Source organism: Acinetobacter sp. GW821-FHT09D10, assembly GCF_059416285.1.
Genome location: NZ_JBWKOW010000001.1, coordinates 837557 through 864419 on the forward strand (window position 1 = coordinate 837557; position 26863 = coordinate 864419).

At 39.1% G+C, this 26863-nt stretch carries 26 protein-coding genes and 1 riboswitch; of the genes, 9 read left to right on the forward strand and 17 right to left on the reverse strand.

Annotated elements, in window-relative coordinates; genetic code table 11:
• Window positions 1–83: 83 nt before the first annotated feature.
• Entirely contained in the window at window positions 84–977 is an 894-nt protein-coding gene (locus tag AC07M3_RS03865) for a LysR family transcriptional regulator (protein WP_494566564.1), read from the reverse strand.
• Between the two features lie 98 nt (window positions 978–1075).
• On the opposite strand from AC07M3_RS03865, the gene AC07M3_RS03870 reads away from it, so the two are divergent.
• The 4 genes from AC07M3_RS03870 to AC07M3_RS03885 all read left to right on the forward strand — a co-directional run bounded on the left by AC07M3_RS03870 (window position 1076) and on the right by AC07M3_RS03885 (window position 4738).
• Window positions 1076–2416 (forward strand): MFS transporter, encoded by a 1341-nt coding sequence (locus AC07M3_RS03870; RefSeq protein ID WP_494566565.1) that lies wholly within the window; start codon window positions 1076–1078, stop codon window positions 2414–2416.
• Window positions 2409–2810 (forward strand): hypothetical protein, encoded by a 402-nt coding sequence (locus AC07M3_RS03875; RefSeq protein ID WP_494566566.1) that lies wholly within the window; start codon window positions 2409–2411, stop codon window positions 2808–2810. The genes AC07M3_RS03870 and AC07M3_RS03875 overlap by 8 nt, the downstream gene beginning before the upstream one ends.
• Before the next feature lie 102 nt (window positions 2811–2912).
• Window positions 2913–3857, forward strand: coding sequence for an ABC transporter permease (locus AC07M3_RS03880; RefSeq protein ID WP_494566567.1), 945 nt, complete (start codon window positions 2913–2915; stop codon window positions 3855–3857).
• Window positions 3857–4738, forward strand: a complete 882-nt coding sequence (locus AC07M3_RS03885; RefSeq protein WP_494566568.1) for an ABC transporter ATP-binding protein — start codon at window positions 3857–3859, stop codon at window positions 4736–4738. Before AC07M3_RS03880 ends, AC07M3_RS03885 begins: the two co-directional genes overlap by 1 nt.
• Before the next feature lie 51 nt (window positions 4739–4789).
• Here the strand turns inward: AC07M3_RS03885 and AC07M3_RS03890 are convergent, their stop codons facing one another.
• The 5 genes from AC07M3_RS03890 to AC07M3_RS03910 all read right to left on the reverse strand — a co-directional run bounded on the left by AC07M3_RS03890 (window position 4790) and on the right by AC07M3_RS03910 (window position 8777).
• Window positions 4790–5812: an ABC transporter substrate-binding protein gene (locus tag AC07M3_RS03890; RefSeq protein ID WP_494566569.1), complete on the reverse strand. Its 1023-nt coding sequence runs from the start codon at window positions 5810–5812 to the stop codon at window positions 4790–4792.
• Window positions 5809–7620, reverse strand: coding sequence for an allophanate hydrolase (atzF, locus tag AC07M3_RS03895; protein WP_494566570.1), 1812 nt, complete (start codon window positions 7618–7620; stop codon window positions 5809–5811). Before atzF ends, AC07M3_RS03890 begins: the two co-directional genes overlap by 4 nt.
• 12 nt (window positions 7621–7632) lie before the next feature.
• The gene (locus AC07M3_RS03900) at window positions 7633–8067 is read right to left on the reverse strand and encodes a CopG family ribbon-helix-helix protein (protein WP_001118705.1); all 435 of its coding nucleotides are present in this window, start codon (window positions 8065–8067) and stop codon (window positions 7633–7635) included.
• 4 nt (window positions 8068–8071) lie between these two features.
• A complete protein-coding gene (locus tag AC07M3_RS03905) occupies window positions 8072–8197 on the reverse strand; it encodes a hypothetical protein (protein ID WP_017390353.1) in 126 nt (41 codons plus the stop codon).
• Window positions 8198–8393: 196 nt separating this feature from the next.
• A complete protein-coding gene (locus tag AC07M3_RS03910; RefSeq protein ID WP_494566571.1) occupies window positions 8394–8777 on the reverse strand; it encodes a winged helix-turn-helix transcriptional regulator in 384 nt (127 codons plus the stop codon).
• 93 nt (window positions 8778–8870) lie between these two features.
• On the opposite strand from AC07M3_RS03910, the gene AC07M3_RS03915 reads away from it, so the two are divergent.
• Window positions 8871–9407: an NAD(P)H-dependent oxidoreductase gene (locus tag AC07M3_RS03915; protein WP_045125275.1), complete on the forward strand. Its 537-nt coding sequence runs from the start codon at window positions 8871–8873 to the stop codon at window positions 9405–9407.
• 39 nt (window positions 9408–9446) lie between these two features.
• On the opposite strand, the gene uca is transcribed toward AC07M3_RS03915, so the two are convergent.
• The 4 genes from uca to AC07M3_RS03935 all read right to left on the reverse strand — a co-directional run bounded on the left by uca (window position 9447) and on the right by AC07M3_RS03935 (window position 15823).
• Complete coding sequence (uca, locus tag AC07M3_RS03920; RefSeq protein WP_494566572.1) at window positions 9447–13052, reverse strand: urea carboxylase; 3606 nt, start codon at window positions 13050–13052, stop codon at window positions 9447–9449.
• A gap of 2 nt (window positions 13053–13054) precedes the next feature.
• Window positions 13055–13708 carry an urea amidolyase associated protein UAAP2 gene (locus AC07M3_RS03925; protein ID WP_494566573.1) on the reverse strand — a complete coding sequence of 218 codons (654 nt, stop codon included), beginning with the start codon at window positions 13706–13708 and terminating at the stop codon, window positions 13055–13057.
• Between the two features lie 15 nt (window positions 13709–13723).
• A complete protein-coding gene (locus AC07M3_RS03930) occupies window positions 13724–14464 on the reverse strand; it encodes an urea amidolyase associated protein UAAP1 (RefSeq protein ID WP_494566574.1) in 741 nt (246 codons plus the stop codon).
• A gap of 28 nt (window positions 14465–14492) precedes the next feature.
• Window positions 14493–14588, reverse strand: a riboswitch (guanidine-I (ykkC/yxkD leader).
• Window positions 14589–14872: 284 nt separating this feature from the next.
• Entirely contained in the window at window positions 14873–15823 is a 951-nt protein-coding gene (locus AC07M3_RS03935; protein WP_494566575.1) for a 3-hydroxyacyl-CoA dehydrogenase NAD-binding domain-containing protein, read from the reverse strand.
• Between the two features lie 204 nt (window positions 15824–16027).
• Here AC07M3_RS03935 and yddG point away from each other — a divergent pair, with 204 nt between their 5' ends.
• Window positions 16028–16945: an aromatic amino acid DMT transporter YddG gene (yddG, locus tag AC07M3_RS03940; RefSeq protein ID WP_494566576.1), complete on the forward strand. Its 918-nt coding sequence runs from the start codon at window positions 16028–16030 to the stop codon at window positions 16943–16945.
• Between the two features lie 42 nt (window positions 16946–16987).
• Here yddG and AC07M3_RS03945 read toward each other — a convergent pair whose 3' ends face one another.
• The gene (locus tag AC07M3_RS03945) at window positions 16988–18061 is read right to left on the reverse strand and encodes an alpha/beta hydrolase (RefSeq protein ID WP_494566577.1); all 1074 of its coding nucleotides are present in this window, start codon (window positions 18059–18061) and stop codon (window positions 16988–16990) included.
• A 228-nt stretch (window positions 18062–18289) separates the two neighbouring features.
• On the opposite strand from AC07M3_RS03945, the gene AC07M3_RS03950 reads away from it, so the two are divergent.
• Window positions 18290–18721 carry an SRPBCC family protein gene (locus AC07M3_RS03950; protein WP_092705400.1) on the forward strand — a complete coding sequence of 144 codons (432 nt, stop codon included), beginning with the start codon at window positions 18290–18292 and terminating at the stop codon, window positions 18719–18721.
• A gap of 362 nt (window positions 18722–19083) precedes the next feature.
• Entirely contained in the window at window positions 19084–19317 is a 234-nt protein-coding gene (locus AC07M3_RS03955; protein WP_494566578.1) for a hypothetical protein, read from the forward strand.
• Window positions 19318–19370: 53 nt separating this feature from the next.
• Here the strand turns inward: AC07M3_RS03955 and AC07M3_RS03960 are convergent, their stop codons facing one another.
• Window positions 19371–19925, reverse strand: a complete 555-nt coding sequence (locus AC07M3_RS03960) for a TetR/AcrR family transcriptional regulator (protein ID WP_494566579.1) — start codon at window positions 19923–19925, stop codon at window positions 19371–19373.
• Window positions 19926–20673: 748 nt separating this feature from the next.
• Here AC07M3_RS03960 and AC07M3_RS03965 point away from each other — a divergent pair.
• A complete protein-coding gene (locus tag AC07M3_RS03965; RefSeq protein WP_494566580.1) occupies window positions 20674–21498 on the forward strand; it encodes a DUF2971 domain-containing protein in 825 nt (274 codons plus the stop codon).
• Between the two features lie 126 nt (window positions 21499–21624).
• Here the strand turns inward: AC07M3_RS03965 and AC07M3_RS03970 are convergent, their stop codons facing one another.
• From AC07M3_RS03970 to AC07M3_RS03990, 5 genes are all read right to left on the reverse strand, one after another.
• Window positions 21625–21981, reverse strand: a complete 357-nt coding sequence (locus tag AC07M3_RS03970; protein WP_494566581.1) for a hypothetical protein — start codon at window positions 21979–21981, stop codon at window positions 21625–21627.
• Between the two features lie 12 nt (window positions 21982–21993).
• Window positions 21994–22206: a hypothetical protein gene (locus AC07M3_RS03975; RefSeq protein ID WP_494566582.1), complete on the reverse strand. Its 213-nt coding sequence runs from the start codon at window positions 22204–22206 to the stop codon at window positions 21994–21996.
• Window positions 22207–22390: 184 nt separating this feature from the next.
• Complete coding sequence (locus tag AC07M3_RS03980) at window positions 22391–23299, reverse strand: SEL1-like repeat protein (protein ID WP_494566583.1); 909 nt, start codon at window positions 23297–23299, stop codon at window positions 22391–22393.
• A gap of 243 nt (window positions 23300–23542) precedes the next feature.
• The gene (locus AC07M3_RS03985; protein ID WP_494566911.1) at window positions 23543–25261 is read right to left on the reverse strand and encodes an acetyl/propionyl/methylcrotonyl-CoA carboxylase subunit alpha; all 1719 of its coding nucleotides are present in this window, start codon (window positions 25259–25261) and stop codon (window positions 23543–23545) included.
• Window positions 25261–26844 carry a 5-oxoprolinase subunit B/C family protein gene (locus AC07M3_RS03990; protein WP_494566584.1) on the reverse strand — a complete coding sequence of 528 codons (1584 nt, stop codon included), beginning with the start codon at window positions 26842–26844 and terminating at the stop codon, window positions 25261–25263. Before AC07M3_RS03990 ends, AC07M3_RS03985 begins: the two co-directional genes overlap by 1 nt.
• Window positions 26845–26863 lie beyond the last annotated feature (19 nt).

Consider the following 26863-nt stretch of genomic DNA (forward strand, 5'->3'; position numbering starts at 1 on the left):
ATCAGCGCTATTTTATAAAAAACAGACAGAATTGTCTATTTATATAAAATAGCTTATCGTTCATAACTTACATATTTTTTAGTTTATCTAAAAGAAAGACGGGCCACCAAAAAATCTATAAATGCCCGAGTTTTGGCCGGTAAAGAAGTACTAGGGTAAAGTAATTGAATATTTTGTAACGGTAATGAGAAATCAGGAAATAACCGAATTAAGCGGTTTTGTTGAATATCTTCATCAACTAACCATGCAGGACAAATCGCAATACCTAATGATGAAAGAGCCATTTGATGAATTGCTGTTACCGAATTTGACTCATACTGACTTCGAATAAAAGGTAATGAATATTGCTCCCCTAAACTATTTTGCAAAATATATTGCGAATCTTGCCAATTTAATAAGGTGTGACCAATCCACGGAACATCTGCCAAATCAGATATATTTTCTACAGGATGGTTTTGTATAAATTGCGGAGTAGCAACAATGTAAATTGGATATTCTCCGATTTTTCGAGTTTTTAGAGATGAATTCTTTAAATTTCCTAGCCGTATAACAAGGTCTAATTTTTCAGTGACAAAATCATCGAGAGATGAATTAAACGAATACTGTATGCGTAAATGTGGATAAAGCCGACAAAACTCAGGAATTAAAGGCAGAATAAAACGTTGACCAAATTCATTGGTTGATGAAAAACGTAAAGTGCCTGTAATGCTTGTGCCTAAATGTTGGCTTCGCTCAAAAGCCTCATCAATCTGAAGTTGGATTTGTTTAAAATCTTGATAAAAATGCTGACCTATTTCAGTTAATGCAATATTACGGGTGTTTCGAATTAAGAGGCTTGTATTTAACTGCTTTTCTAATTGTTTTATATCAATACTGACCATTGATCGGCTCAGTCCCAAAATTTCAGCAGCCTTAGTAAAAGATCCAGAATCGACAACTTGTAAAAAACTAGTAATTTGCTTGAGATTTTTTTGCACAATTCAGCCGATTGTTTGAAATTATTAAACAATGATTTTACTTTGGCTGCATCGACAATAAAAGAGCCGAATCTTACCCTGCCTGCACGGAGGTAGGTATGTCTTATCGATATAAAATAGCAACGGTGTTTTTACTTGGGTTCTTTATTGATTGCATTAACATTTTTATGTCAGCAATTGCTTTACCTAATATTGCATCATCATTTTCAGTTAGCCAATCCATAGTCGCATGGGTAACAAATGCGTATATTCTCGGCTTGATTTTAATCATGCCCATGAGTTTATGGTTAGCCACCAAGTTAGGAAACCAAAAGTTATTATGTTATTCAATGCTGTTATTTTCTATAAGCATTTGCTTTATTGGCTTTAGTGAATCGATTTATAGCTTAATTTTTTGGCGTTTTATTCAAGGTATCGCTGGAGGTTTATTAATTCCCGTAGGCCAAGCACTCGTATATGCCTTATTTCCCAATCAAGAACGCCAACGCATTTCTACAATGATTATGGCAATTGCCTTAATTGCACCCGCATTTTCACCTGCCCTTGGTGGTGTGATTATTGATTCATTGAGTTGGCGATGGGTATTCTTATCTAACCTTCCTTTTTCATTGCTGGCAGCAGTTCTGGCATGGTTATGGATTAAAAAAACAGAGAATGTATCGAGTGAGAAACCAGACATAAAAGGCTTGGTTATTTTTAATATCAGCCTGTTATGTTTATTACTCTCCTTTTCATTTTATAGTGATTACCATAACGCCTTATTCGCTATAATGAGTTTTCTAATTTCAGTCGGAATGCTTATTTTTTATATTCGACATGCGAAAAAAATTTCCCATCCTGTTCTTAATCTTCAGTTATTAAAAAATAAAAATTTACGCAATGCATTTATTGTCTATTACGCCGTTCCGGGTATTTTTACAGGCGTTAATTTACTCAATATTTTTAATTTACAGCTTAATTTCGGCTTTAATGCAAAACAAACTGGTTTATTTATGTTGCTCTATGCAGCAGGTGCACTGGTGGCAATGATCAGCGGTGGCCTACTCTATCAACGGTTAGGAAAGAAATATTTACTTATTATTGGCATTACCCTTCATAGCCTTGGAATCTTTTTCTTATTTTTTATTTCAAACACTAGCCCCATCAGCTTTTTAGTATTCGCCTATTTAGTGATGGGTATGGGAGGCGGCTTAAGCGCCAATACTGCCCAAATTAGCTCACTGATTGATTTTTCAGGCCAGGATTTATTACAAGGAAGTGTGCTCTGGAATATTAATCGACAAGTTTCATTTAGTGTCGGTACTGTTGTTCTCATTTCAATATATAACCTTATGTCTGGCTCAAGTGATCTGCTTCGCTATCAACATACTTTTTTAATTGCAGCATTCCTCTGCTTACTTTCACTCATTCCCATTTTAAAGGAGAAAAACTATGTCTAACCAAATGGATCAAGCCATTCAAAGCGTGATTGACCTACACATTTTGATCGAAAATGTATTTACAGGCCAAAATGCAGAACAGCGTCTTAAACCGCTTTTAGATAGTTTTGATCAGAATTTTAAGATGGTCACGGTTCAAGGACACAGTATTAGTTTCGCCGAAGTGAATAGTTTATTTAGCCAAAATGTTGGAAAAAAGCCTTCTTTAAAAATCAATATTCTTAAAAGCACAGCTTTATACGAATTTGAAAATTATTGTTGGGTGCAATATCAGGAACATCAGCAAACGAGTGAAACCGAGACAGTACGGACTTCTACAGCCTGCATTAAAGTAGAAGGCGGAAAATGTTATTGGACTTATTTGCATGAAACTTTAGTTCCACTCCAAAACTAAAAACTAAGTCATATCACTCACCTTAAAGATGGCACTTATTTTGCTTAACAATATTACGTTTTATGAAAATCGTAATACTGATCAAAATGGGGAGCTCTCGATATGGGTTATGTTGCAAAGGAATTTACGCGAAAGAACAAGCTGATTCTCAGTATTTGTTCTTTCGTTATTCCAATATGTCTTTGGTGCGCAATCAGTTACTTACCTTTTGTTTGGCATCCTCAAGTACAAATCACGAGTTCGGGAAGTGTTTCTTACTTACAAGTAGGAAGTCGCATTGATAAAAATGTGTTCTATCTCGAAGCACAAAATGCAGTCAATCGAGATTCTGCACCACCACAAGGTATTTTAGTCAATCCGATTTATTTACCCGCTCCTCATGCAGTCGCTCAGGCTTTAGTCACTGCATTTACTACCCCACCAGAACAACCCGACTCGCCTTGGTTTCATCAGAGTTTATGGCACAGTATCAAACTGGTATTTTCAGCCTTTTTTATCTCTTCACTTATCGGGATTCCACTGGGTATTTTGTGTGGTTTTTCTAAGCGCATATCATTGTTAACAGAGCCTTTTGTCGAGTTTTTCCGTTACTTGCCTGCACCAGCGTTTGGTGCACTTGCAGTGGCAATTTTAGGAATTAATGATGCGCCTAAAATCGCAATTATTGTGATTGGTACCCTCTTTCAGCAAATTCTCATTATTGGCAATACCACCCGAATGGTAGATCGAAGCTTAATTGAAGCTGGCTATACCCTTGGCACCAATAAGCTCAAAAGTTTATTCCATGTAGTGATTCCTGCTGCCTTACCTGATATTTACCGTGACTTACGTGTGCTATTGGGCTGGGCTTGGACCTATTTAATTGTTTCAGAGTTGATTGGTACAACCTCGGGTATTACGTGGTTTATTACTCAACAGGCGCGCTATCAAAATTTTGACAATGTATATGCAGCCATTCTGATTATTGGGGTGATTGGTCTGGTGTGTGATTGGGTATTAATGAAGTTAGGTGAGCGGATGTTCTCTTGGAAAGTAGGAGCAAAGTAATGAATGATTCAACATTTAACGCGCATGAATACTTTCAAAAGATTTATGAACGCCCTGTTATTTTAGAAGCTAAACAGCTCAGCCAAGTCTTTAAACATGGTCAAACTGAACGTACGGTTTTAAATAAACTCAATTTGAAAATTCACAAAAGAGAATTTATTTGTGTGATTGGTCCTTCTGGCTGCGGTAAATCGACACTGAGCCGTGTCATTGCGGGTTTAGACCCATACCATAGCGGAGAAATTTTAGTAGACGACGAATGCATTACAGGCCCATGTCCTGAACGCGGCATGGTGTTTCAGGGTTATACCCTGTTCCCATGGAAAACTGTAAAAGAAAACGTGATGTTTGGTCCGCAAATGCGCGGCGCTAGTCAAATGACAGCAGAGGCGCAAGCCCGTGAATGGATCAATATTATTGGTTTAGAAAAATATGAGAATCAGTATCCACATCAACTTTCTGGTGGCATGAAACAACGCGTTGCGATTGCTAGAGCACTGGTTAATCAACCTAAAATTTTACTGATGGATGAACCTTTTGGTGCGCTCGACCCGCACACACGTCAAAAAATGCAAAAGCATTTAATGGATTTATGGCAAAACATTGATATCACCATTATTTTTGTGACCCATGACATGGATGAAGCCATTTTACTGGCAGACCGAATTGTGGCACTCAAAGCCAATCCCGGTGAAATTAAGGAAATTATTGAAGTTAATTTACCTCGTCCACGCTCACTGGACTTAATGAGTACACCTGAGTTTAAACAGCTCCGTTCACGGGTTGATTATTTAGTTCACGCTGACGAAGATGAACTTGACCCAGCTTTACAAGATTTACCAAAAATACCGCGTATGACTCAGGTCAGTACGGAAAAATAAGAAAGACATTAAAAAGCCCAAGTTGAACTTGGGCTTTTTAATTGATTTGGTTTATTTGAGTTGTTCTACCAGTGTTGGGTAAATCAGCCCATCTACATTTTGTTCGGTTTTATAAATACCATTTTCAACGTTGAATTTATTGACGTGATAAGTAGAGCCATAAATTGAGTCAAAGCCTTCAGATTTAACAAATACTTTTTTATTAGCATTGATATCTAATAGATGCGTCCCGCTGACCATCAACTCATATTGTTTCGGGTCAACCCCTGAACGATTGGCCATGATTTTAACCGCATCGGCATGGGTTGCAGGATCATTAATATATTTAACCGTTTTGTCCCACACCTGAATGATTTTTTTCCATTCTTCTTGATGAGCAGTTAAATGGCTCATATTGACAGTCAGGGTGTCATAAATTAAACCCGGCTTATCCTTAGAGGTATAGATAATTTTAGAACCTGCCACTGCTTTTAATGCCTGACCCGCAACAGGTTGCCAAACAGCAATCGCAGAAATATCTGGGCTATTGAACACTTGAGGTAATTGGTTCGTCGCTGAATTTACCAGCTTCACCTCATTCGCTTTAATGTTATGGTCAGTTAAAGCTGTTGCTAGTAAAAGATGGTCAACCAAGCCTTTTTCAACGCCGATTGATTTTCCTTTTAAGTCTTGAATGGTATTAATATCCTCTTTAGCAATAATGACATCATTACCCGCAGAATAATCTGTTGCCATGATCATCATGCCTTGAGTACCACCCGAAGCGGTTACCAAGTTATCGCCATTGGTGACCAAAACGCCATCAAGCTGATTTGCCGAAAAAGCTGAAAGCGAAGCCGAATAATCAAACCATTTAAATTCTACATTTAGCCCTGCTTCTTTAAACCAGCCTTTTTCAATAGCCACTTGCCAAGCTACCCAGCCCGGCCAATCACTATAGCCAATGGTAATTGGTTTTGTATTTGTAGCCGCCTGAGAGTCTTGTTTGGCCTCGGGCACTTTAGCCGTATTGTCACACCCCCCCAATACAACTGCCGATAAAATAGATACGGATAAAAACGCTTTTTTAATCATATAGAAACTTCCCCAACATTTTTACTAACAACACTTTGAGCGGTTTGATTGAGTGACTGTATATAGGTTCGCCAGCCTCCAAAATGGCTAATATCGGTTGCATCTTGAATGGCATAAGCTTCACAAATAAAGCCTTTGACCCATGTTCCATCTTTTAATTTGAGGTTGCCAATACCAAGCGGTGCAGGCACTTCAGCCACAATGGCCCCAAAATTTGCTAATGGAACATCCCAAACTTCAACTTCAATAGAAGTACCTGTCGCATCACATTGCAGCCCCGGTTTTGGTGGCGTGGTATTTTTTAAAGCAAAGAGCTTATAAGTATCTGCAGTCTGGGTTTTCTTGAGCAAAGTGGCATTGCGACGAGTGAGCTGAAAATTAAGTGGCATACCTGTTAAGTGAGCTCCGACGACAGCAAGCTGCACTGAATGATTCGATTGGATGTCTATACCTTTTTGATAATGTTGAGTTGATTTACCTAAACTCAGCGGTGTTTCGGTTTGCCAGAGTTGTGCAAAATTGGCGAGTGCCTGATCGTGCCAAGCTGGTGCAATAAAAGTTACCCCACTTGGTAGGCCGTCTTCACGCAGTACATTTGGTAAGGCTGAAGCAGAAAGATCTGCAAAATTAACAAAGTTGGTATAGGCCCCCATGTGCGCATTTTTAGTTAACGGATCGGCTTCAACTTCTGCAATGGTGTAAATGGTTGGTGCTGTTGGGACCATCAAGGCATCAAAAGGCTGTAATGCCAAATTAATTTTTCGCGCTAGTACCGCGCGGTTATACTCCGCTTGTAGTGCATCAGTTGCCTTGAATTTATCTGCCTGAGAAATAATCTGGGCAATAACTGGATGGGCTTTGTCACGTGTTGTCATGCGTTCAACGGCGACTGTTCTTTCCGCTACCCATGCATCATTATAAAGTGCAGCAGCAAGCTCATTAAACACGCTGAAATCTATACTCTCAACTTCATAGCCCAGTTTTTTTACGCGCTCAATTGCAACTAAAAAGGCTTTTTCAGATTCAAGATCACCATAAAATTCAAGCTGAGCAGGAATGGCAATTTTTCGTTTAGAAAACTGAGTTGGTACATTGGCTGGATGTATTCGTGAATATTCATCTGTTTCATCATAGCCCTGCATTAAACTGGCAACTGTCCAAGCGTCATCAATATGCAGTGCAAAAATAGAAATGACATCAATGGTCCGACATGCAGGAATTAAACCTGTAGTAGAAAACCAGCCCTTCGTGGGCTTCAGGCCAACAATATTATTATGGCCCGCAGGTACACGGCCTGACCCTGCCGTGTCGGTACCCAAACTAAAAGGCACAATACCGTTAGCAACTACTACCGATGAACCTGAGCTTGAACCGCCGCTAATATATTCGGGCTTAAAACTATTTTTTACTGCACCGTAGGGAGAACGAACGCCAACCAGTCCAGTCGCAAACTGATCTAAGTTGGTTTTGCCCACCACAATCGCCCCTGCTTTTTTCAACTTGGCAACTACAGTGGCATCTTGCTTAGCTAAATATTGAACCTCTTTACAGGCAGCAGTGGTGTGAAAGCCAGCGACATCAATATTATCTTTAACTGCAAATGGCACACCGTATAGAGGTAGGTCAGCAATATTCTGGTCTTTTAAAACATCAATTTGTGCCTGAATCTGGTTATTCGAAGCAACTTCAATCCACGCATGGTCATCATTTTTAATTTCTGCAACATAGGTAATCAAATCTTTAAGATGGATTTGCCCGTTTTGATATGCTGTTTTCCAGTCTTGGATGGTCCATAAATTTTTCAACACGCTACTCCTCATTTAGTCATTTTGCTGTATAGGCGGCATGACGGCATCCATCAGTTCTAAATGCCCTTTGATCACCCCTTTAAGCACAATAAATTGCTGGCTAATTTGTCTGAGCTCAGAACTCGCGCCCTGCATTAACATGACTTGCAATATCTTTTGTTGGTCAAGTTGAATATGAAGTGAACTAATCACTTGGGCTAAAAACTGTTGTTGTAAATCAACCAACTGATTCCGTAGGGTCATTTGGCTAGCGTCATAAAGTAGCGTCAACGTGCCTACCATGACTTCATTGGCCTGCGCCTGCTCTGCAATTAGGTGTTTATTAATCATGTCAACAATGGCTTGCGAGCGACTTTCATAGTTCTGCTCGACAATTTTTTGGTCGAGTGCGTTAAGTGTCGTTTCAGGCACGGTAATACTGATTCGAGCTAACTTTTGTTTTGCCACAGTCTTATCCTTTTGTTTTAGTCGGATAATTGTTTTGTTTGATATATACGCCTGCACGTACGCTGAGCAATTCGACTAAAAAGGCTTTTAAAGTTTGCTTTGGTTGAGCCACGGGTTTTACATCGTTCATATCGCACCTCTAGCTTGGTATTACCAAATTCAGTTTTTGTATTACTGATAAGAGATGCAGAAAATGTGCCAGTTTTTAAACGTGGTTTTGATGGATTGGGCGGGTATTTATGAGTGATTTTTGGGCAAAAAAAGCCCCATGCACAGGGATGGGGCTAATTTGTGTGAGTAATAAAAAAACTTTGATATTAAGTAAATCACAATAAGTTGAGCTTTGATTTTGACTCTTCAGATAGATTAATCAAACTATGCGCCCATACATATAACGAATCTAAAACAGGCCTAAACGTCTTTCCAAACTCTGTCATTTCATAGACAACTTTGATCGGTGCTTTTTCACCATAAACAGTTCGAGATATTAAGCCACTCTGTTCTAATTGCTTGAGTTGAAGACTTAATGTCATTTCAGTAATTGTAGGAATGAGTTGCTTGATTTCATTAAAGCGTTTCGGCTTATCTTTTAAATAATACAAAATCACGCATTTCCATTTTCCACCAACCAAGTCCATAGCCATACTGATATGACATGGATAAGTTTTTCCATTTACCGTGACTTCACATGTATTTTCAGTATTTGCCATTTTTAAACGCTACCTATCAACTTTGATAGTTATTGTACGCCAATACTATAAAAATTATAGTGGCTATTATTTTTATAGTTTAAAGGCACTCTCATGGCTTTACTTATTTTGGCTCATCCCTACTACGCTCAATCAATTGCAAATAAAGCAATTGTAGAGGAGCTTGTTAAAACCTATCCTGACCTCGAAGTACGAGATATTTTCCAGCTCTATCCGGACTATCAAATTGATGTCAGTGCTGAACAAGAAGCCTTGTTACGTCACGACACGATCATTCTGCAATATCCAATGTTCTGGTTTAATATGCCGGCAATTTTGAAATTATGGTTTGATGAAGTTTTTACTTATCAGTTTGCGTATGGTTCTCAAGGCGACAAATTAAAAGACAAAAAAGTCATTATTAGTATGACGGTCGGGCAAAAAGAAGCCGATATGGTGAACGACCGAGAAAACTTAGCCGATAGCTTTTTAAAAGCGGTTCAATATTCAATTCAATATACGCAAATGCAGTTAAGCGCCACTTACTTGCTTTATGACGTATCACCTTTATCAGGCAATCCAGAGTCGAAAATTAAATTAGAAGCGGTTGAACATGGTCATAAAGTATTAAAGCATTTGACCGAAGCATAAGGTTTAAAGAGAGCATCGATATAGATGCTCTCTTTTGGTTTAAGCGACAGGTGCCAAGGTAAATAGCACTTGCCCCGTTTTTACGGTTTGCCCTTTTTCAATGGTAATGGTTTCTACCTTCATGCGTTCGGGTGCAATAATTGGAATTTCAATTTTCATTGCCTCAATCACCGCAAGGGTTTCACCTTCTTCAACAATATCTCCCGATGCACATTCAATTTTCCAGATTGATCCCGGCATATGCGACTCAACTGCACAGCCCCCTTCAGGAATAACTACGGTTTCACCTTCATCAACAGCATCTAGGCTTTCAGAGATATATTCTTGCAAACCCGCTTCGTGCCAACGGCGTCGTTCAGCCTCAAAATTGGCTTGTTGCGTATCTTTAAAGGCTTGAATGCTGTCTTGATGTGTTTTTAAAAACTCGTTGTACTCTTTTAAATTGAGCACGCCATCTTCAATGCGAAGTTGCAGACGGCCTGCCTTAAAGTCTTCACGCATTTGCAGAAGTTCAGTCTCAGAAACTTCATAAAACTTAACTTGGTCAAAAAAACGCAGTAGCCACGGTTTGCCATCTTCGAAGTCGGCATTTTTACGGTAACGGCTCCACATTTGGGTAGTACGGCCAACAAACTGGTAGCCACCCGGCCCTTCCATACCATACACACACATATAGGCACCACCGATACCCACGGCATTTTCAGGTGTCCAAGTTCGCGCAGGGTTATATTTTGTAGTGACTAACCGTTGGCGTGGGTCGAGTGGTGTCGCAACTGGCGCGCCCAAATACACATCGCCTAAACCCATCACTAAATAGTTTGCGCTATAGACCACATCTTTAACTGCTTGCTTGGAAGCTAAACCATTAATACGGCGAATAAAGTCGACGTTATCTGGGCACCACGGTGCATCTGGCCGAACAATTTGCGTATAGCGCTCAGTTGCAAGTTGAGTCTGCGAATCTTCCCAAGCTAAAGGCAAATAGACAGTCCGTGAAGAAACCTGCATATTTTGAATGTCGGGTAACTCGGCTTCTGCTTGTTGAAGTTTCTGTAAAAGCTCAAGTTGATCGAGCTGGATTGAATCAAAATGAATTTGTAGTGAACGAATGCCCGGTGTTAGGTCAATAATGCCCTGAATGTTTTGATCTTTGACCCATTGCATGAGTGCATGAATACGGAAGCGTAAATTCAGATCGAGTACCAACTCGCCATATTCCACCAACAAATAGCTATTTCCAGCTGGTCGATAGGTCACACTTGGTAAGTCGGCTTCACCCTCTAAAGTTGCTAAAACTGCATCTTTTAGAGTATCGGGTTCTGCTTGAATGGCTGGATTAAAATCAATGTGAGTTATATTAGTCGAGATTAAGCTTTGATGATATTGTTGATCAAGTGCTTTCGCTTGCGCATAACTCACAGGCACAAATTTGACTTTATCGCCTGCTTTAAGTTGCCCGATTTTCCAAAGTTCGGAATGAATGACTACCGCGGGACATACAAAGCCGCCTAAGCTCGGACCATCCGGACCCAAAATAATTGGCATATCTCCCGTAAAATCAATTGCCCCAATGGCATAAGCATTGTCGTGAATATTGGATGGATGTAAGCCTGCCTCACCGCCGTCTTCACGTGCCCACTCAGGTTTTGGGCCAATTAAACGAATGCCTGTACGGCTTGAGTTATAGTGAATTTCAAACTCGTTGGCAAAGAAGGTATCAATATCTTGTTTGGTGAAAAAATCTGGCGAGCCATGTGGCCCATACATCACTGCAATTTCCCAGTTTTGGGTAAAGCTAGGAATTTGCGCTTGAGCCAATGCAGTGGTCGATTGAACAGAATATTCAGTAATCGGTAGCATATCGCCAATTAATAAATTACGGCCTGCGTGCCCACCAAATTGCCCCAAAGTAAAAGTCGCCTGTGACCCTAAATAGTCAGGAACATCGAAACCACCTTTAATGCCAATATAGCTGCGGCAACCTGAACGAATGAGGCCACATTTTAAAATCTGGCCTTTTTTTACATTGATGGTTTGCCACATCGGCACAACTTCACCATCAAGTTTTGAAGGCATATCACCGCCCGTAATCACAATTTGGCTGTCGCAGTGAAACTTTAAGGTCGGCCCTTGTAAGGTGCATTCAAGCCCTGCCGTATTTGGTTCATTGGCTAGAAGATGGTTTGCCACCGTTAAACTGAGTGGATCGATAGCACCTGATGGCGGCACCCCGACATCCCAATAACCTAGTCGCCCTGTTACGTCTTGAATGGCAGTTTGAATACCAGACTGCAACACCTCAATTTTTTGAGTTTTCCATTCAAATGTATTTAAAAATCGGGTGGTTTGAGTACCTAACGCAAACACATCGCAAGCAATAATGTTTTGTAAATATTCCAGATTGGTTTCGATGCCAGCCACTTGCGTGTTGGCAAGACTAGCACTCATTGCCTGTATGGCTTGCTCTCGGGTTGCAGCAGTCACAATAATTTTGGCAATCATCGGGTCATAAAAAGACGACACCGTTGAACCTGTTTCTACCCATGTTTCGACTCGTGCTTGTGGGTCAAATTTAACATGCGTGAGTAAGCCCGCACTGGGTTGGAACTGTTTAATTGGGTCTTCGGCATAAAGACGAACTTGAATGGAGTGTCCTGTTGGCTCTAACTTTTCAGTCGGTGCTGACCAGTCACCGCTTGCCAAAGTAACCATCCACTCGACCAAGTCGACACCAAAGACCTGTTCGGTCACGCCGTGCTCGACTTGCAAACGCGTGTTGACCTCTAAGAAATAAAACTCTTGGGTTTCAGTGTCCATTACAAACTCAACTGTGCCTGCCGAGCGATAGTTCACCGACTGCATGAGTTGAATCGCAACTTTTTGCAGGTAGTCACGTTGCTGTTCATTTAAGTGTGGTGCAGGTGTTTCTTCAATCACCTTCTGATTACGGCGTTGCACCGAACAATCACGCTCACCCAAGGCTAAAACTTGCCCTTTCCCATCACCAAAAATTTGCACTTCGATGTGGCGTGCATGTTGTACAAATTTCTCTAAGTACAAACCCGCATCTTTAAAATTGACCTGCGCTAAATAAGACACAGTTTGATAGGCATCTTTTAATTCTGTTTCATTCCAGACCAAACGCATGCCAATACCACCGCCACCCGCGGTACTTTTCAGCATGACTGGATAACCAATACGGGCCGCTTCGGTCAAAGCTTCCGCTTCATCGGCAAGTAGTGAACTGCCCGGAAGTAAAGGCACTTTGCTTTTAATAGCCAGCTCACGTGCAGTATGTTTTAAACCAAAATCGAGCATTTGGCTTGAAGTTGGCCCAATAAACGCAATGCCTTGGCTTTCACACAGATCACAAAACTCAGCATTTTCAGACAAAAAACCATAACCGGGATGAATGGCTTCTGCCCCCGACTGTTTTGCAACCTCAAGGATTTTTTCAATATTTAAATAGCTTTGATGGGCAGGTGCAGCGCCAATTAAAAAGGCTTCATCGGCTAAAGTAACATGTAACGAATCACGGTCGGCTTCAGAGTAAACCGCAACTGAAGCAATACCGAGTTTTTTAAGGGTACGAATTACGCGACAGGCAATTGCACCACGGTTGGCAATCAGAACTTTTTTAAACATGCTTACACCCCTTCCGCTTCACGGACAACCAGTTGAATTTTGGTTGGGTTATAGGCATTACATGGGTTGTTCAGCTGCGGACAATTGGAAATTAAAACAATCAAATCGATTTCTGCCCGAACTTCGACATATTTACCCGGTCCTGAAATTCCATCATCAAATTTAAGCTGACCGTCTGGCGTAACAGGCACATTCATAAAAAAGTTAATGTTTGGACCAATATGACGGACATTTAAGCCATGCTTTTTTGCAATTGGGTGTTTTGCCAAGGCATACATAAAATTATTACGGCAACTATGCATTGGGTACGTTTCATGTGCATAGCGAACTGTATTACTTTCACATGAACAGGCACCACCAATCGTGTCATGGCGACCACAGTTATCATCATGAATAACCGCAATTGGACGGCCAAAGTTACTGTAGAGCTTAGTGCCCTTTTCTAAATAAATGTGTTGGTTGATCGCCAAAGTATCCATTGCGCTATAACGCTCAGTTGGGTTTTCGGCACTCATAAACAAAGTATCGACCGCTTGGTTTCCCTCAAGATCAATAATTCGAAAATATTGGCCCTTTTTAACCTCACACATCCACGCTTCACCCGCAGGACAAACTTCATTTAAAACTGCTTTTTCAAATGATTGTAAAACTGTCATGATGCTTCTCCTGATTTAAATATTGCTAAGTGCGTAGTAGCGGGCTGTGTTTTGAAACGCACGCTGATTTTGCGAACATGCATCACGACAAATATCGCTATCTGTTAAGGAATTGGCTTTAAATAAACTGAGTTGAATATCGGCAGGTTGATAGCTTGAGCTGGTGTCTAAACCATGCGGTGCAGCAGATAAAAATAGCAGGCAGTCCATTTCAAAACGCAGCTCAATGGTTTGATCGGTGTTGTCAGAACTAACATATGACAAAGCGCCGCTTTCATCTGCCGCAACTTTAGAAAATAGATTAACGGCGGCATTCAGATCTTGGCTTGCAAGTCCGTATTTGCACATTTCAATGAGTAAGCTGTCTAAGCCATTTTGGTACATATCATTGCGGGCATCTTGAAATGTACAAGTACCGAATTGCTTTTCAATCTGTTCGGGTCGGCTTGGGCCACAGAGTGCATCGTTCCAACCATGATCATCATGAACAATTGAAGCCATGACACGGCCAAGGTCTGAATAGAGCACATTTGAAGCTTTTAAATAGGCAGTATGTTGCCCTTTTAAACTGTCGGGCATGTTAAAACGTTCAAGCACATCGGCAGCATTTACACAAAACAAAGAAACGTTTGCTTGCGCGCCAAGTGATTTAAACCTAAGAATAGTTCCCTTTTGAATACGACCCGACCAGTGATGTCCTCCGGGTAAAAGTTCGGTCCAAATCGCCTGATTGTTATGATAATTTGCAGTGTTCATAGCTACTCCTGTCGGATAGTTTTAGACTTCCTCCCGGGCTTTTATCCCTCCGTGTAGTTCGCTAGGAACCGTGAACTCTCGGTCCAGTCATACTGTAAGTATCGGAACCCTAGATCACTTTTGATTGTTTATGACTATGCAAAGGACATGCCAGCTTAGTATTACGTTTTTGGTTAAAAGTAATACTAAACTTGGGCAATTTGAGTGCGATTTAAAATACAAAGTAAAAAGCTGCACTAAAAATTGTGCATTTCAAAGCATCAATGCCGCAGTAATTGCCTCTATAGAGATTTGAGTAATAATTAATGAATGCACAGCAATTTTAATTAGGAATGTTTTTCTTATTGATCTAACAAAAAGCCAATCATCTCAGCAATAAAATGATTGGCTCTGTCGTAAAGATTAGGCTTAATCTAACTTGAGTTGCTGTCTGAGCTTTAAAATATCCACCAATCCTTTATCTCTGGTTTGGTATAAATCGATATCTTCATATTGTGTTAACAGCTGGTTGGTTTCTGCTTCCAATAGCTCGGTTGTCTCGTCTGAATGTTGAAATGCGTGCATATCATTCCACCATTCTGTCATTGGTGGGCCTAAATGATGGATCGCCTCTTTAAAGCCCTTTTGGTTTGCAAGCTGCATATTAATATAGGGGCCAAATAGCGCCCATCTTAAACCCGGCCCACTGGTAATCGCCACATCGACATCTTCGGCAGAGCACACGCCTTGTTCAACCAGTGAAAAGGCTTCTCGCCATAGCGCAGCCTGCAAGCGGTTTGCCACATGCCCTTTGATTTCTTTATTTAAAACGATTGGGTTCTTACCTAATTGCTTATAGAACTCAGAAGCTTGTTTCAAAACTTGTGGAGACGTCAAATTACCACCAACGATCTCGACCAAAGGTAAAAGATGAGGCGGATTAAAAGGATGGCCTAGTAAAATACGTTCAGGATGTTGGGCCTCTTTTTGAAAATCAGACACTTTTAAGCCCGACGAACTTGAAGCAATAATGGTGTGTTGAGGGCAATATGAGGTGATTTCTTGATATAACTGTTGTTTTAAATCCAGACGTTCAGGGGCATTTTCTTGAATAAAATCAGCTTCTGAAACTGCATCTTTTAAGTGATTAGAAATTTCCAGATTAAGTAATACATCTTGTAGAGAATGGCTATGCTCAGAGTTTCCATCCAAAGCCAATAAATCATTTAAATTTGCATATATTCTTTTTTTAAAAATCGCTTCATCTATAGGATATGGGTCATAAACCTTAACTTTAAATCCTTTATATAAAAATAAGGCGGTCCAACTTGCTCCAATTACACCTGCACCTACCACACCAACCGTTTTAATAACTTCCATATTTTCCTCGTCACAATGTTATTTTATTCGAAATTTCTTTACCCAATTTTATGCTTAAACAAACATAGCAGATTCAACCAATCAATAAATTTAATTGTTTATATTTTATATAATTTGTCCTATATTCCCTATCTTGAAAATTTATTCCTTTCATTAGTACAACTCAATCTTTTACCATTTTTTAACCGTTATTTACTGAATTTTATGTCAAAAAATCTAGCAACATTGATTGGTCTAAGCGCCATTCTCATGTGGGCATCTATGGTGGGCTTAATGAAACAAGTCAGTGCCGCCATTGGACCTGAGCTAGGTGTTACGCTTATTTATTCTTTAAGTGCGCTACTGTTGCTTGCCATTTTCAAAGTTCCAGACTTTAAGCAGATTTCTAAAAAATATTTAATATTGGGTACAGTCCTGTTCGTTGCTTACGAGCTGTGTTTTTCATTTGCGATTGCTTACTCTCAAAGCCCTCAACAAGCAATTGAAGTCAGCATTGTTAACTATCTGTGGCCGAGTTTAACGGTTTTGGCTTTTGTTATTTTTAAGGAATTAAAGTTTAATTTTCTTATTATTCTCGGCTTACTTATTTCAATTTCCGGCATTATTTTTATTCAAACTGGAAACGGTGATTTTAGTCTAAGTAGCATTGTTGATAATTTTCATAGCAACCCACTGAGCTATATTTTGGCATTTGTAGGTGCCATTATTTGGGCTTTTTACTGTGTACTCACCAAAAAAATGAGTAATGGGCAAAACCCGATCTCTATTTTCTTTGTTTGTGTTGCACTCACACTATGGCTCAAGCTACTTGTCTCTGGGCAATTCGCCATTCCTTCAATGGATATTCCAACAGTAATCACCCTTTTAGTTGCATCTGCTGCAATTGGCTTTGGCTATGCGGCATGGAACATTGGCATCATTCATGGAAACATTACCATGCTTGTGGTTGCCTCTTATTTCACTCCTATTATTTCATCTATTTTGGCGATGTTTGTTTTACAAACTCAATTGTCCTTAAGCTTTTGGCAAGGAACAGCCATGGTTACGGCTGGTTCATTTATTTGCTGGATTTCAACCAACTGGTCTGTGATTCAACCTTTCCTCAAAAAAATTACGAAATAAAAAACCGTAACGAGCAGAATTAAAACGAGTCACAATTACTCGTTATTTCACCGTAGTACTGTAAAAGCTATCAATAGCATCAACCATTTGAGATAAACCCGGTTGCTCTAATGGGTAATGCCCTGCATTTTCCAATATTACGGTTTTTACAGGTACCTTCTGAATACGGCTAAGAAATGGTGTACTTAAATCAAGTGGGGTCCAACGGTCTTTTTCCGGTTGAGTTAATAAGACTGGGCACACATCAAACTCTTCAGGCGTCACTTCAGGTTTGTAATGTATATATGAGTCTAAAAATGTGAGTGAAACCGAGTTACCAGCCGAGGTTTTATCTTTCATAAAAGCCTTTAAAGCATCTTTATTATTCACCAAGGTACTCATTTTACTTGCCCAGCTCATTGGAATCCGCATTGAGGCCAGAGGTGTTTTTGCAGTCAAATGCGCAATTGGTGTCCCTACTCGACTCATAAATAAGTTACTTGCTACAGTGTCTGTAACCTTCTGACTACTTGTGTCAAGAAAGGTCATTCCTACAATTGCTTTCACTTTTTTATTCTTTGCCGCAACGTGATACGTCAGCATTCCACCTGCGCTTAAACCATAAAGCACAATTGGACGACTATCTTTTGCTATTTCAATATCAATTAAATCACTACCAGCCTGCACCCAATCGTTATAGCTAATAACCTTGCCTTTGCTAACTTGAGTGACACCATAGCCCGGCATATCGACTGCAATTGTTTCATATCCCCGATCAGCCAATGGTTTACCTAAAATCATCGACATTTGTCGACCATTCGTACCTACACCATGAAATAAAATCACTTTAATTTTTGCATTTGGATTTCTATAAGTATCTAAATGGACGTTATTACCATTCCAAGCCCACCATTCTTCTTTTGGTAACTGGTCTTTAGGAATATGAAATTCTTGAGGAAGAAATTGTTCAATTTGTTGCCAAGCAGCTTGATTTTGATAACCCATTGCCGAATCTCCTGATTTTATTTCTTTAGCGGCAGATGCACTTGTGACACAGACTACGAGGCCTATTACACTCAGTTTACGTATTAAATACCGCATAACACCTGCGGGCTTTGTTGGCTGAACAGCATTCATTTTTGTTGTACTCGTTCTTATCCCAAGCATAGATATTAGGCGTTTAAATTTTAATTACCATGTTAGGTTAAAACAGATGTTTTAGTATTTAGGTCAATTGATAAATTCAGGCTCTGATTGCTAAAGACTCAAAACTCCGACGGATTAGAATTCCCCCATTGCCCAAAGCGTGCTAATATCCAAATTCTGACAATCACCCATGTCAAAATTATTTTTAGAGGGAATAAGATGTTAAAAACTCAAAAAATCAACATCGTACAAGAATTTGATGCACCTGTAGACAAAGTCTTTGCAACCTTGAGTGAGCATGAAAACCTAAGCAAACTTTTCGCTCCTGCTAAAGTCACTCGTATTAGTAACGGAAAAGACGCTCGTAATGGTGTTGGCTCTGCTCGTAAAATGTCTATTCCATTTACACCTTCATTTGTTGAAACTAATTTAATCTACAAAGAAAATGAACTCATCGAATATGCCATTACCAGCGGCATTAGCCCAATTAAAGGTCACCGTGGTGTAATGAAGTTTATTGATTTGGGAAACAACCGTACTCGATTGGATTACACCATTAGCTTTAAAGGTCGAGTGCCTTTTATTGGCCCTATCATTAAAGCAGCTTTAGAAAATGGCGTAAGCCGCGGACTTAAAAAACTTAAGTTTTAATCGCTAACTTAAAAAGTAAAAGGCCCGATCTAGGGCTTTTTATTTGTCCACAAAAACAAAAGCTGACGCGTTAAAGTCAGCTTAATACCACAGTGTGAGAAAATTGCTTAAATAGTTATTGTTCGTGGCAATCTTCTATCTATTTTCTTTTTCTAACATTAATTTACACCTTGGTTATGACTGTTTGATTAAAAAGAAATCAGAAATACCAAATAAAATGCAAATTAATTCACTCTTAATAAAATAAATGTAATTCAATTAACATTTATTAAAAATGATGTATATCAACCATATCTTTAGAAATTTTCTAAAATTTAGTATGCTGAAAATAACTTACTAATTAATAGAAAATAAGCAATACAATGGAACATCAGAGTTTGTTGAAGGAATTAAATTTGCTTATTGAATATTATTCCAAAAGAACAGATTGTCCACCTACCAGAATTCGTATAGGTTACAGAGCCTATGCCAAACTCATGCAGAATCCAAAATTTGCTGATGAAGTAACAAACTCTGCTTTAGATCCAAATAAACGTAAATATAAAAAGATGAAAATCAAAGTCACAAAAGATGACGATCAACTAGAGCTCGAATAAATAAAAAGCCCAATGACGGGCTTTTTACTTTTAGAATGTGTGTGGATTTAGAGCTAAGAGAGCATTATTAAAAAATAATCTAATAACTTGTCTCGCTCATCTACACTGTTTTTACTTAAAAGCTGAACCATTGCCCCATCAATCACAAACAAGAACATGTGGGCGTCTTTCATTGAAGCCGTAGTTTTGATAGTTAAAAGTAGTTTATAAATTTCGTTGATTAGCCAAGTTCTATATTCAATCATCACGCTATAGGCTTTTGGGTAGAGCTTTTCAATTTCAAAAATTGCTTTAAAGGGTAAATGATAAAAGCCATTTAAGTCGGCATGTAAAAGGTAAATCTGCTTGAGTTTATCAAGCACCATTTGCTCTTTGTATGAATTAAGAATGGAAAATACTTTTACTTTGAGCGCATCTTTTTGAAAAGTCAGACACATCTCGATCAGCCGTTCTTTTGAGTGAAAGTCATTATAGAAAGTAGCTTTGGGAATTTTGGCTTCCGCAATAATTCGGTCAACACCGACCTTATGAAAGCCATCCTGATTAAATAAATCTTTTGCTGCGTGAAGCACGCGCAGCGCTCTAAATGAAGATTCTAAATTTTTCATGTATACCGCTTAAAATAATTTTTTGTTGTATCTAAAAGAGATAGAAATGCCGTCACTCTTAAAATGAGTGTTAAAAAACAGGCATGAATAAGCAGCACAAAACTGTGCCCTAAACTATCTCGGATTTATTGTTGCTATGATTTTTTAGTCGTAACGATCTAAGGCCGTAAAAACCTAGAGTCGGTTAAACCGTTTTAAAGACTGTTCAAGCGGTATGAATAGAGAGAGTTTGGCAAAGGCCAAAAATTGAGAAGAATTAGTACGCATAGCGGACTCCTTTGTTAACAAAAGAAATCCTACCGATCACTGCTAAATGATGGTGGCAGGACGAAAGAGGGTTAGCAGACTGGCAACAAAGAAACCAGCACACCCGAAGGTGTCCCCCTTCCGCCCTACCGTAGAGAAAAAGGGGGCGAACGAGATCACGATACACAAAACTAGGTTTCGAATATCGTCTTTGTTAAATAGGGTCTGCTAAAACCCGCTAGCAATGTAGGCCAGCCCGCAAAGGATAGTATTCGCTTTTGTTGTCGTCAAGCGCAGAAAATATAGTTTGTATTAAGTTCGAGCGGTTGGGTAATAAAAAGCTATTACGGTTTGGATTATGAAATATTGCAAATAATAAACATGATTATTTATTCTTTTCTTAATATGATATATAAAACTATTTTATAGAAGTTCTTCATAAAATAGTTTTATCTAACTAGAACACTTTAGACATAGAAATTTTAGATATTGAGGGAATTTAATGTTAATTTTTGAAGATGAATCTGACATATATTTATACCATTATACTAAAGCATCCACAGCGATAGATTACATTTTAAAAAACAAAAACTTACAACTAGGAAGTATGCTTAACACAAATGATCCAAAGGAATCAAAAAATTGGCTTTTTGAATTAGGTACCAATGAAAATGCTGATTTAGATAAATATGATCTGTTTGACACTTCATCAAAGGTAGATTTTATTATTAAGTCTTCGACTTATATGCTTTGTTTCACCAAAGATAAGGAATTAACAGGTGATCATATTCAAGATATAACTAAAAGAGGATATGGCCATTCAAGGATGTGGGCACAATATGCAGCAAACCATACGGGAATATGTTTAATCTTTGAGAAAAAACTTTTAGAAAAATCATTCATTGCAACGTTTAATAGTTATACATATTTTGCGCAAGATGTAAAATATATAGATCGTTTTATTGGGGAAAGGGATTCTGCTTATATTGTTAATGTTGATTATTTAGAAAAATTGGGTTTAGAAGACTATGCTTTGGCCCATGCGGAAACTTATAAAAATAGGCTTTTTTTTGAAAAATTAGAAGATTGGAAAAATGAAAATGAGTATAGGTTAATTCTTCAAGGATATAAAAATGAGCAACTCTTATTTCCATATGAACATTCTCTAAAAGGTATCGTTTTCGGGGCGAGCTGTTCAGAAGCAGATATACAGAATATAGTGGATCTTACTCACAATATGGGAATAGAATACGTTCAATTAAAATGGCGTAATTGCAGTCCATGGTATGATTTTAGAAAAGTTTTTGTAAAATCATACCATTTATAAAAAATTAAAGATCACCTAATTGAAGAAAAATCCAATCAGGCCTTTTGTTATAACCCCCGCACTAATCCATCAACTTTTTACGGCGATACAACCCGCAATTTACAGTAAAGATATAATTCTATAGTTTTAAGAATCATGTACATCTTCATTTTTTGATAATTTGTTTGGCTGCCCGCAATGAGAGCATTGTTTTCTGAAGATTAAACTTAGCCCATTACTAAAAGAACCTAGATCATTTATAAAAAAATCATGTTTACACCAAGGACATATATCGTTAGCTAGCAGCTTAAACATCAAAAATAATATGATAGGAATCATGGTTATCGGAAAATAAATAGATAAGTACTTTTCATCTACTCTTGCTAGCATCAATACAACAATAACAACTGATGGAATTAATAATACTGAGAGTACAAAGTTTCTACGTAAACGCATTAATCGCAAGTATTTCTGCATTTTCTCATCGGCAAATTGCTTTTCCATTTATATTCCTAATTATTTTTTAATTCGAGGGTCACTAGGACCAAATTGGCAGGTATCTTTTTGATAATCCCATGCACCTCCAGAGTCAGCACATGCATCCTTCTTGGCAGCATTATCAAAGAATTTATTTGCGATAAACTCGATTACACCGAGCAAGATAACAAAAATTAGAAATAGGACAATAAGCCATTTAAGTATTTTTAATATTTTTTTTATTATTTTCATTTCAATCACCAGATACAGATAGAATAGTTTATCAATTACTTAAAACTTATTTTAACTACCTAACATAAGCAATAAAAGACCTACCAATATTCCAACAAAATATGACCTACAAAAATGCAGCCTATTTTTATCAAAATAAAATGGTTTTTAATTTACGCATTAGCATCTATTAAATTTTAAATAACTATTCTTCAAATAGTGATAAAGCATCTTTATTGCCATTTTCTGCTGCTTTTCTTAGCCACTTTTCGGCTAATTCATTATTTTGTTGTACGCCTTCACCTTTATAGTACATCATCCCTACAGTAAATTGTGCTTCGTCATTTTCCTGTTGAGCAGCTTTGCTATACCATTCAAACGCTTTTTTATAATCTTGATTTACACCTTTCCCAAAAGCATATACCGCCCCCAAGTTATTTTGTGCTTTTTCATTTCCTTGCTCAGCAGCTTTGCAATACAACTCAAAGGCTTTTTTATCACTTAGCTCTACACCCTTACCTTGTGCATAAAGTGCTGCAAGATTATTTTGCGCATCGGCATAATTTTGTGCAGCAGCTTTGCTATACCAATCAAATGCTTTTTTATAATCTTGGGTTATTCCATAGCCTTCTTCATAAAGTATGCCCAAAGAGTATTTAGCTTCGGCATTATCTTGTGCAGCAGCTTTGCTAAACCACTCAAAGGCTTTCTTATAGTTTTTAACTCCACCATCACCATTTGCATAATATGCACCTAAATTACTCTGTGCTTTTACTTCCCCTTGTTCAGCAGCTTTACTATACCAGTCAAATGCTTTTTTATAATTTTGCTCTACCCCTTGTCCAAGAGCATACATTGCTCCTAAATTATTCTGTGCTTCTGCATTTCCTTGATTAGCAGCTTTGCTATACCATTCAAAGGCCTTTTTATAATCTTGAGGAACAACTTCTCCCTCTACATATAATTCACCAAGTTTTGCTTGAGCTCCTGCATCACCTCTTTCTGCTAAACGCGAAATATCTTTAAAATCTAGTTGATGGCTACAAGCTAATAAGTTGATTGCTACGAAAATAATGCCGATTTTTTGAAGTTTTTTTCTTAAAATAAAAAACATAATAAATATTAAATTGGTTGTGATGAGAAATATATTGAATGAATTTTAGCATAAATTCTCAAACATAAAATAAAGTGCTTATACTGGTATTCAATCAACTGACATACTCTTAGTTATAATAATTTTAGTAGTATGAATATAATATCAATCAGTTTGATAGTTATGGATACAGCGCTTAGATAATCCAAATAAAATGAGCTGATTGAACCAAAGCCCAATCAGGTCAAATCACATGTTCAAATCTTAATTAATACTACCAATAATGGTTTCTGCATGGCAGGTCGCGCCCTTCTCTGCCTCAATCTGAATAACGCCGCTGCGATGTGCAAGTACCTGCACTTCCATTTTCATGGCTTCCATAATGGCAACCACTTGCCCTTCTGTCACTTGCTCACCATTTTCAACTTTCCAAGCGCTAATCACCCCATTAATTGGGGCAAGTAAATGCTCTGCACTCACTTCTGGCTCGGCTGTTTGTGCTTGAACTGCGGTTGCAGGGCCTTGTGCAAACATGCCCGCTGGTAAACCTAAGCGGTGTAACTTGCCATCAATTTCAATGTAGCTGAGCAACATCGGTTGTTGATGGTTTGGAATACCACGTTTGGTTGGCTTTAACTCTTGTTTAAAGTCATTTTCGATCCAACGGGTGTGTACATTAAACTCATCGGTAAAGTCAGGTTCATTGAGTACCGCACGATGAAAGTCTAAAACCGAAGCTACACCTTCAATTTTAAATTGCTTTAAAGCACGTTTAGCACGAGCAATTGCAACTTCACGAGTTGGACCAGTCACAATCAGTTTTGCCATGAGTGAGTCAAAATGACTTGATACTAATGAACCAGTGCGAACGCCTGTGTCGACTCGCACACCGTTACCAAATGGCGCTTCAAATAAACTCAGTACACCAAACGCCGGAATAAATCCGCGAGCTGGATCTTCGGCATTAATACGAAACTCAATCGCATGGCCTTGGGCTTTTGGTGTTTCTTTAATGGAAAGTGCTTGGCCTTGCGCAACACGAATTTGCTCAACCACCAAATCGACTTTTGAGGTTTCTTCGGTCACTGGGTGCTCAACTTGCAAACGCGTATTTACTTCTAAAAATGAAAGCTTGCCATCGCGGCTTAGTAAGTATTCAACTGTACCTGCACCCACATAATTTGCTGCCTGACAAATGTCTTTTGCCGAGGTTAAAATTTGCTGGTAAATCTCGTCGTTAATAAATGGCGCTGGTGCTTCTTCGACTAATTTTTGGTTGCGGCGTTGCAACGAGCAATCACGTGTGCCTAGTACCACAATGTTGCCATGTTGGTCGGCAATCACTTGTGCTTCTACATGACGCGGTTTATCTAAATATTGCTCGACAAAACATTCACCACGGCCAAAGGCAGCTTTTGCCTCTCGTACTGCCGACTCATAAAGTTCTTTCACTTCTTCGAGTTTCCAAGCGACTTTTAAGCCACGGCCACCACCACCAAACGCAGCTTTAATGGCAATCGGCAAACCAAATTGTTTGGCAAACTCTAAAGCTTCATCTGCATTGTTGAGTGGGTCTTGAGTACCCTGAACCAATGGCGCACCTACCGAAGCGGCAATTTTACGCGCTTCGATTTTATCGCCCAGTTTTTCAATCGCACTTGGTGATGGCCCTACCCATTTTAAGCCTGCATCAATCACGGCTTGGGCAAATTCGGCACGTTCAGATAAAAAGCCATACCCCGGATGTACCATGGTCGCTTTCGATTTTTTGGCAACTTCGATAATGGCAGGAATATTTAAATAGGTTTCGCTTGCGGTAGCACCAGCCAAGCCCCATGCTTCGTCTGCAAGTTCGACATGCATGCTGCCAATGTCATCATCTGCATATAACGCGACTGATGAAATTCCCATATCACGGCAAGCATGAATAATACGAACGGCAATTTCACCACGGTTAGCAATCAATAATTTTTCTGTATTCATCATTCATTCTCAAAATCTGTAAATTCGGCAATTTTTTTAAATTTGATGCGGCAACCTGCTGGTATCTGCGCCACAAAATCCCAATGGTGTTTAGCAACAGCGCCAATGACCGGATATCCGCCCGTTAAAGGGTGATCATTCATAAACAAAACTGGCTGACCGCTCGGTGGAATCTGTAAAGCACCAATGCATGTGCCTTCACTTTCCAGTTCATGGGTAATTTTGCGAGTTAAAGGCTGCTCACCTGAAAGTCTTAACCCAACGCGGTTGCTTTCATTGGTCACAAGCCACTCTTGCTGACACAGCAGTTCAATACTGTCTAGTTCGAACCAATCTGTGCGTGGTCCCATCACAATATCTAGCTCAACCACTTCGCCAGCTTTTGGCAAATCGAACTTGCCTACTTCATTTACACTAATGTTGACTGCCTTCACCTGTCCTAGATAAATCGTATCTCCAAGCTTTAAAGGCTCTGGCCCCAACACTGCCAAGCTGTCAAATGAGGCACTATTCAGAACTGGTTCAACGTCTATACCACCTCGAACTGCTAAATAATTTCGAAGCCCTGCTGTCGGTGGCTGAATTTGAAATTCATCGCCTTCATCCAAATCAATTGGTTGATAGCTTGCAAAATCTGAGGTTTGACCATCAGCAAATTTCACACGAATGGTTGAAATGGCACCTGCAACCGCAATAACGCCCGCATGCTGCATTTTGGCTTTTAGGCCGCCATTTAAAACTTCAATTACGGGTATTTCGATTGGGTTACCAACAACACGGTTAGCACTGTGCATGGCCGACAAATCCATTGCACCTGCAACACCAACGCCAATATTGGTCTGGTTTAAGCGTCCTTCGTCTTGAATGAGCATCTGTAAACTCGGTGCCGTCACCGTAAACAGTGGCGTAGATTGTTTAGGCTCAACCGTACGAGTAATCTGCTGCGGTACATTTACGGTCGTTGGGCGATGCGTAACATCTTCAAAATGTACGGTCATGCCCGGTAACAACAGTGCAGGGTTTTTACGCTCTAAATCCCACATTTTTTCCGATGTTGTGCCAATAAGCTGCCAACCACCCGGACTGTCTTTTGGGTAAATACCAGAGTATTTTCCAGCCAAACCCAAAGAGCCTGAGGGTATTTTTTTACGCGGAACCGTTAAACGTGGAATATCGCTAAAAGGCTGATCGGGACTGCTCATATAAGCGAAGCCCGGCGCAAAACCAATAAAAGCGACATTCCACACGCTTTCGTGATGTTTTCTAATCACATCGGCAACAGATAATCCTTGTAACTCTGCAACCTGAGCAAGGTCTTCGCCATCGTAACGAATCGGCACAATCACTTCTTGTCCGCTACGCTCAAACGCTGAATCAATCTTGAGGCTCTGAATTGAAGCAACCAGCGTTTTAAAATTGGTTTCGATCTCGTTAAAAAAAACCAAAATTGTTTTTGCAGCGGGGACTAAATCTTTAATTCCATTCAATTGCGTATTTTGCAATTTATTGTATAACGCCAAAGTTTCCTCTAAGCTCGCAAGCTCAATCAGAAAACAATCGGTGTTTACCGATAAAAAACGCATTTGCTTATCCTTTTAATTC